The 5,161-nt window shown below is 72.5% G+C and carries 5 protein-coding genes; 1 reads left to right on the forward strand and 4 read right to left on the reverse strand.

Annotated elements, in window-relative coordinates; all coding sequences use genetic code 11:
- From KBX39_RS22370 to KBX39_RS22385, 4 genes are all read right to left on the reverse strand, one after another.
- The coding region (locus KBX39_RS22370) for an iron chelate uptake ABC transporter family permease subunit (RefSeq protein WP_210872353.1) at positions 1-474 on the reverse strand (474 nt) is incomplete at its 3' end.
- A gap of 5 nt (positions 475-479) precedes the next feature.
- Positions 480-1,469, reverse strand: coding sequence for an iron-siderophore ABC transporter substrate-binding protein (locus KBX39_RS22375; protein WP_043323338.1), 990 nt, complete (start codon positions 1,467-1,469; stop codon positions 480-482).
- Between the two features lie 28 nt (positions 1,470-1,497).
- Complete coding sequence (locus tag KBX39_RS22380; protein WP_166456110.1) at positions 1,498-2,307, reverse strand: ABC transporter ATP-binding protein; 810 nt, start codon at positions 2,305-2,307, stop codon at positions 1,498-1,500.
- 174 nt (positions 2,308-2,481) lie between these two features.
- Positions 2,482-4,098 (reverse strand): cellulose-binding domain-containing protein, encoded by a 1,617-nt coding sequence (locus tag KBX39_RS22385; protein WP_210872349.1) that lies wholly within the window; start codon positions 4,096-4,098, stop codon positions 2,482-2,484.
- A 350-nt stretch (positions 4,099-4,448) separates the two neighbouring features.
- Between KBX39_RS22385 and KBX39_RS22390 the strand changes: the two genes are divergently transcribed.
- Positions 4,449-5,161, forward strand: a 713-nt coding sequence (locus KBX39_RS22390) for a hypothetical protein (protein ID WP_210872351.1), incomplete at its 3' end; no start/stop codon positions are given.

Raw genomic sequence — 5,161 nt, forward strand, 5'->3', positions numbered from 1 at the left:
GCCGCCGGCCGCGCGCAGCCTGCCCAGGGCGGCGGCGGCGAGTCCGCCGCAGAACGCCAGCCCGCCGGCGGGCAGCGCGGGCAGCGCGATCCCGAACGCGGCAGTGGAGACGATCGCCAGGTGCGCGCCCGCGTTGACGGCGAGCGTGTCCGGCGAGGCGAGCGGGTTGCGGGTGGTCGACTGCAACGCCGCGCCGGCGAAGCCGAGCGCGACGCCGACGGCCAGGCCGGTGAGCAGCCGGGGCAGGCGGGAGGCGACGAGCACCCGGGCGGTCTCGTCGTCGCCGCCGGTGAGCAGCCGGAGCAGGTCCCGCGCCCCGACCGAGGCGGTGCCCTGGGTGAGGTGCACCGGGGTGATCGCGACGAGCAGCGCGGCGGGGTGGGCGAACGCGCCGGCGACCCGGCTGCGCCGGGCGGGCGGCGGCCCGGCCGGGGCCGGCCGGGTGGCCGGCCCCGGTGGGGCGGGGGCGGTCATCGCGCTCAAGCCGTGTAGACCTTGACCAGCTCGTCGATGTACTGCTTGGCGGAGAGCGTGCCGCCGAAGGTCCAGATGCCGTTGGGCATCTTGTGCAGCTTGTTCTGCTGGACGAACGGCAGGGAACGCCAGATCGCGTTGCCGGCGAGGCCGTCGGCGAACACGTCGGTGCCGTCCGAGGCGTTGTAGAAGAAGTGCAGGTCCTGGCTCTTGAGGACGGTCATGCCCTCGACGTCGGTCTGGCCCAGGCCCCACATCTCGTCGGTCTTGCCGGTCCAGGCGTTCTTGAGGCCGAGCTGGATGCCGAGCTGGGAGACGAGCGCGCCCTCGCCGAACATCCGGATCGAGACGGTGCTGCCTTCCTTCCAGCCGTCGGCGATCGCGAACTGCTTGCCGGCCGCACCGGCGTCGGCGATCTTCTTCTTGCCGTCGGCGAGCGCGGCGTCGAAGTCGGCGAGCAGCTTGTCCGCCTGCGCGGTGCGCCCGGTCGCGGTGGCGATCATCTTCAGGTCCGAGCGCATCCGGCCGATGTTGTCGGAGGCGTCGCTGCCCTTGGTGACCAGCACCGGGACGTACTTCTCCAGCTGGGTGACGACGGCGGAGCCGCGCTCGGCCTCCATCACCACGAGGTCCGGCTGGAGGGCGACGATGGAGTCGACGCTCGGCTCACCCCGGGTGCCGACGTCCTTGACGCTCGGGTCGAGCGGGGCGGCGGTCACCCAGGTGGCGTACCCCTTGGGGTCGGCCACGCCGACCGGCATCACGCCGAGGCCGACGAGCATCTCGACCTCGCCCCACTCCAGGCCGACGACCTTGGTGGCGGGGCTCTTGAGCGTGATGGTCTTGCCCCGGCTGTCGGTGACGGTGACCGGGCCGGTGGGCGCGGCGTCGGAGGAGGACGGTGCGGCGGCGGGCTCCTCGGTGGTGCCGCAGCCGGCGATCAGCAGCGCGCTCGCCGCGGCGGCGGCGAGCAGGGTCAGGCGGGTACGCAGCATCGGTTTCTCTTCTGTGTGCAGGGATCGGTCAGGCGGGGATACGGGTCGTGTGCCGACCGACGGGACGTGTGGAGAGCAGGTTGGTGACCGGGTCGACGATCACCTCGACGCGGATGCCGTACGCCTCGGTGAGCGCCGCCTCGGTGAACACCTCGTGCGGCGTGCCGGTGCCGCGGACCCGGCCCTCGTGCAGGAGCACGACCTGGTCGGCGACGGCGGCGGCCTGGTTGAGGTCGTGCAGCACCACGCCGACGGCGACGCCGGCGGTGTCGGCGAGGTCGCGCATCAGGTCGAGGATCTCCACCTGGTAGCGCAGGTCCAGGAACGTGGTGGGCTCGTCCAGCAGCAGGATCGCGGTGTCCTGGGCCAGGCAGGTGGCCAGCCAGACGCGTTGCAGCTCGCCGCCGGACAGCTCGTCGACCGGCCGGCCGGCCATGCCGTCGACACCTGTCACGGTCATGGCCCGGTCGATCGCGGCGGGCCCGTCGGGGTCGCCGGCGCGCCACCGCTGCCGGTAGGGGTGCCGGCCGTAGCCGACCACGTCCCGCACCGTGACCCCGCTCGGGGTGGGGCGGCTCTGCGCCAGCAGCGTGACCCGGCGGGCGAAGTCCCGGGGGGACAGCGCCCGGGCCGGGGTGCCGTCGGCGAGCACGACCTCGCCGTGTTCCAGCGGGTGCAGGCGGGCCAGCCCGCGCAGCAGCGTCGACTTGCCGCTGCCGTTCGGGCCGACCAGCGCGGTCACCGCCGCGGGGCGCAGCGTGATGGCGGCGTCGTGCACCACCGTCTTGCCGTGGTAGCCCAGCCGCAGCTCACTGCCCGTCAGGCCGTCGGCCCGCACTGCTTCGCTCGTCACGCAGGTTAGGCTAACCTAAGACTCGATCATCCTGTCAAGCCGGTCCTTCGGCCCGATCTCCCCCACCCCGGCCCCGACCCGGTCGATCATGAGGTTGACGGCGTTGTCGATCTCCGATCCGGCCGCCAACCTCATGATCAACCCGGTGGGGTGCCGGGGTCAGAGCGAGACCGGGCGGCCGCCTAGGGTCACCGTGAGGCGGCCGTCGCCGGCGAAGGACCAGGCCAGGGCACCGGAGTACGTGGCGCAGCGGGAACCGTTGGAGCCGGACCAGAACTGGTTCGAGCCGTCCACGTTCCCGACGGTCCTGTCGTTCGATCCGCTGCCGGCGAAGCGGCAGGAGGTGTTGTTCCGGTAGACCGAGGTGCCGGCGTCGAACGAGAAGTTCCGTTCGGTGCTGTCGATGCTCAGGTTGTTCGAGATCGTCATCGTGCCCGGATTCCGGTTGTACGTGAAGCCGTGCTTGCCGTTGCGGTACGCGATGGTGCGCCGCACGGTGTGGTTGACGGCGATGTCCTCACCGCCGAGCTTGAAGCCGTTGCGGTCGCCGTTGCCGTTCTGGGTGCCGTTGCTGAGCGTGCCGTTGCTGTACGCGAGGGAGTCTTCAATGGTCACCGGACCGATCGCGCCGGTGTCGGACTTGGTGTAGAGGTCCCACCCGTCGTCGATGTTGTGGTGCGACACCGCGTACCGGAAGACGTTGCCACCCCCCACTGTGAGCTTGGCCGCGAAGCCGTCGGCGTCCTCGCCGTCGGAGTCGGCGTTGTCGTGCGACTCCACGCTGACCATCAGGTTGTTGGCCGGCCACTGGTCGCGGGGCGTGCTGGAGGCGATCCGGGACAGTTGCAGCCCGGTGTCGCGGTTGAAGCGGGTCACCGTCCGCTCGATGATGTTGTTGCTGCCGCCGACGAAGATGCCGTTGTCACCGGCGCGCTCCACCACGAGCCCGCGCACGTGCCAGTACGAGGCGTTCAGCGCCAGCCCCCGGTTGGCCGGGTCCTCGCTCATCGCCGAGAAGTTCAGGATCGGCGTCTCGCCCGGGTAGGCGTACAGGTTCTTGCGGGCGCTCGACGTGCCGTTGTTGCCGGCGGCGACGGTGACCGTCTGGGACAGGTTGTAGGTGCCGCCGCGCAGGTAGATCGTGCCGCCGGCGCCGACGCGGGTGATCGCCGCGGCGATGGTGGTGGGGCTGGCCTGGGTGCCGGCCGCCCCGGCGGTGCCGTTCGGCGCGGCGTAGATCGCGCCGCCGGCCGGCGGCGGCGTGGTCGGTGGCGGCGTCGTCGGCGGCGGGGTGCTCGGGGGCGGGCTGCTCGGCGGGGCGCTGGTCGGTGGCGTGCCGGTGGTGGGCGTGACGCCACCGGTGCACGTGACGCCGTTGACGGCGAACGCGGCCGGGACCGGGTTGCTGCTGTCGTTCCAGGTGCCGTTGAAGCCGAACGACGTGCTCGCGTTGGTGCCGAGGCTGCCGTTGTAGCTGACGTTGGCGGCCCGCACCGACGCGCCGCTGGCGGTGATCTCGGCGCCCCACGCCTGGGCGACGGTCTGCCCGGCGGCGAACGTCCAGGTGACGGCCCATCCGTTGAGCGGGTCGCCGAGGTTCGTCAGGTTGACGTTGGCGGTGAAGCCGCCGCCCCACTGCGCGGTGACGGCGTAGTCGACGCGGCAGCCGGCGGCCGCCTGGGCGGCGGTCGCGCCGACGGCCAGGCCGGACGCGGCGAGCGCCGCCGTCGCCGCGGCCGATGTCCACAACACCGTACGACGGTGTCGGTTGATCATGATGGTCTCCTCCGGGTGGTGGTGCGGTGCCCACGCCGCTACCGGCACCGATGCCCGGTCGGTGTCAGGGGCGGGCCTTGTCGCCCGGACGTCCGTGTCATGCCGAACGCTCACGTCTCCCGCGCAGTAAGCGCTTTCAGCGCAGCCTAACGACGGACGTCGATGCGGTCAAACATCCGGGGGTGCGCTGAACGATCTCGCGCCGCCGTCCGTATCCACTGCCGACGGGAACATCGGCCGGAACCGCCATGCCGGAGCGGGCACGAGCACGATTCCTCCAGTCGTCACTTCGCACCGTGGAGACGGCGCGGCAGCCGCCGCACCCTCCCGGTCAACCAGAGGAGAGGTGCATGGCCAGGGGTACGCGCAAGACCGCGGTCCTGAAGCTCGGCGGGGTGGGCGCCCTCGCGGCGCTGTTGTTCGCCGGTGGGCTGCAACTGGCGTCGGCGGGCGAGAACAACCGCCCGGCCACCACCGCCGCCGCGCAGACCGTGAACTGCCCGACGGTACGCGACAAGCTGCCGGCCGTACCGGCGGCGGCATCGGCCCAGGTGGAGCGGGAACTGGCCAACCTGGACCAGGAGATCGCCCGGCAGAACGAGCGGCTGGCCCGGCAGGCGGTACGCCCCGAGGGCGGACCGGCGTTCATCGACAACGCCATCCTCGGCCCGCTGCGCAACAAGCGCGTCGCCGTGCTCGACCGCATCGAGATCGCGTTCAACCGGATCGGCGCGCCGCGCCCGGACCTGGGCGCGCTGGCGGCCTGCTCGCTCAACGCCCCGGGCGTGCCGAGCGCCGTCAACGGCGGCGCCGGCCAGAACGCCGGCGGCCAGAACGGCAACGCGGGCGGTCAGAACGGCAACGCCGGGGGCCAGAACGGGAACAACGGCGGCCAGAACGGCAACGCGGCCGGACCGGCCCGGACGGTCAACTGCCCGCGTGTCGCGCTGCCCGCCGTCCCGGCTGCGGCCGCGAGCCAGGTGCAGGCCGAACTGGCCACGCTGGACAAGCAGATCGCCGAGGCGAACGCCCGCCTCGCCCAGCTCGCGGTGCGCCCCGAAGG

The sequence above is a fragment of the Micromonospora sp. D75 genome (genome assembly GCF_018070405.1).
Taxonomy (GTDB): domain Bacteria; phylum Actinomycetota; class Actinomycetes; order Mycobacteriales; family Micromonosporaceae; genus Micromonospora; species Micromonospora chalcea.